General features: G+C 74.1%; 1 protein-coding gene. It reads left to right on the top strand.

The features are described 5' to 3' along the window. The first annotated feature begins 350 nt into the window (after positions 1–350). Complete coding sequence (locus tag HCN56_RS25495) at positions 351–1,427, top strand: glutathione S-transferase family protein (RefSeq protein WP_167975001.1); 1,077 nt, start codon at positions 351–353, stop codon at positions 1,425–1,427. Positions 1,428–1,481: the final 54 nt, after the last annotated feature.

Below are 1,481 nucleotides of genomic sequence, written 5' to 3'. Positions count from 1 at the left end.
GCCGCACCCCGCGACCGCCCCCGTGGCGCCGCCGCGGGTGGGGGCCCGGGCATGGCCGCTGCCGAAACGGGCATGCGGCAGCGAGGAGCCGGGCGCGGCGAACCCGCCGACCGGACGGCACATCGGCGGCGGTCGGCCCCGAGCCACCACCGCCCGGTCCACCGCCGCACGCCGCCAGGACCGCCGCACCGACCGGACGGCGTCCGGATGCGTGACGCGCCGGTTCCGTCGACCGTGGAACGGAGCGACGCCGGCCCGCCCCGGGCCGACCGGGGCGGCACGCCGCGGGGGCGCGGTGGACCCCGGCCCGCACCGGGCCGGAACGACCAGCGAGTGCGAGGGAGAGCGCGATGACCGAGACCGGCCGCAACGGCGACTCCGGGGACACCGGCGACACGGGCAGCGCAGGCAGCGCAGGCAGCGACGGCAACACGTCCTACGGCAGGAAGAAGTTCAAGCGCTCCCGCAGCCACTTCGCCGACCGGATCACCGCCGACGGGCGCGACGGCTGGCCGGTCGAGCCCGACCGGTACCGCCTGGTGGTGAGCCGCGCCTGCCCGTGGGCGAGCCGTGCGCTGGTTTCCCGGCGGCTGCTGGGCCTGGAGGACGCCCTCTCGCTCGGTGTCACCGACCCGATCCAGGACGACCGCAGCTGGCGGTTCACCCTCGATCCGGACGACCGCGACCCGGTGCTCGGCATCCGTTTCCTGCACGAGGCCTACGACGCGCGGGAAACCGACTACCCCGGCGGCGTGAGCGTCCCCGCCATCGTCGACGTGCCCAGCGGAAAGCTGGTCACCAACGACTTCCAGCAGCTGACGCTGGACCTGGCGACGGAGTGGACCGAGCTGCAGCGCCCCGGCGCGCCGGACCTCTACCCCGAGGCGCTGCGCTCCGAGATCGACGAGGTGATGGACGGGGTCTACCGCGACGTCAACAACGGTGTCTACCGGGCGGGCTTCGCCACCTCCCAGGACGAGTACGAGACCGCCTACGCGGATGTCTTCCGTCGGCTGGACCTGCTGTCGGAGCGGCTGACCAACCGCAGGTACCTCGTCGGCGACCACATCACCGAGGCGGACATCCGGCTGTTCACGACGCTGGTCCGCTTCGACGCCGTCTACCACGGGCACTTCAAGTGCAACCGCAACAAGCTGGCGGAGGACCCGGTGCTCTGGGGGTACGTGCGCGATCTGTACCAGACCCCCGGGTTCGGCGACACGGTCGACTTCGACCACATCAAGCGCCACTACTACCAGGTGCACACCGGCATCAACCCCACGCAGATCGTCCCGGCGGGCCCGGACCTCTCCGGCTGGTTGACCCCGCACCACCGCGAGGAGCTGGGCGGCACACCGTTCGGCGACGGCACCCCGCCCGGACCGCCCCCTGCCGCCGAGGTCGTGCCCGAGAACGCCCGGCCGTAGCCGGCCGCCCCGGTCCCGCCCGGCAGGCCCCGGCCGCTGAGGCCGGGCCGCGGC

The sequence above is a fragment of the Streptomyces lonarensis genome (assembly GCF_012033735.1).
GTDB lineage: Bacteria > Actinomycetota > Actinomycetes > Streptomycetales > Streptomycetaceae > Streptomyces > Streptomyces lonarensis.
This window is presented reverse-complemented; position numbering and strand designations above follow the sequence as displayed.

What these genes read in the sequence shown, in the direction of transcription:
- HCN56_RS25495 (WP_167975001.1), top strand. Translation starts at nt 351, where the DNA reads ATGACCGAGACCGGCCGCAACGGCGACTCCGGGGACACCGGCGACACG.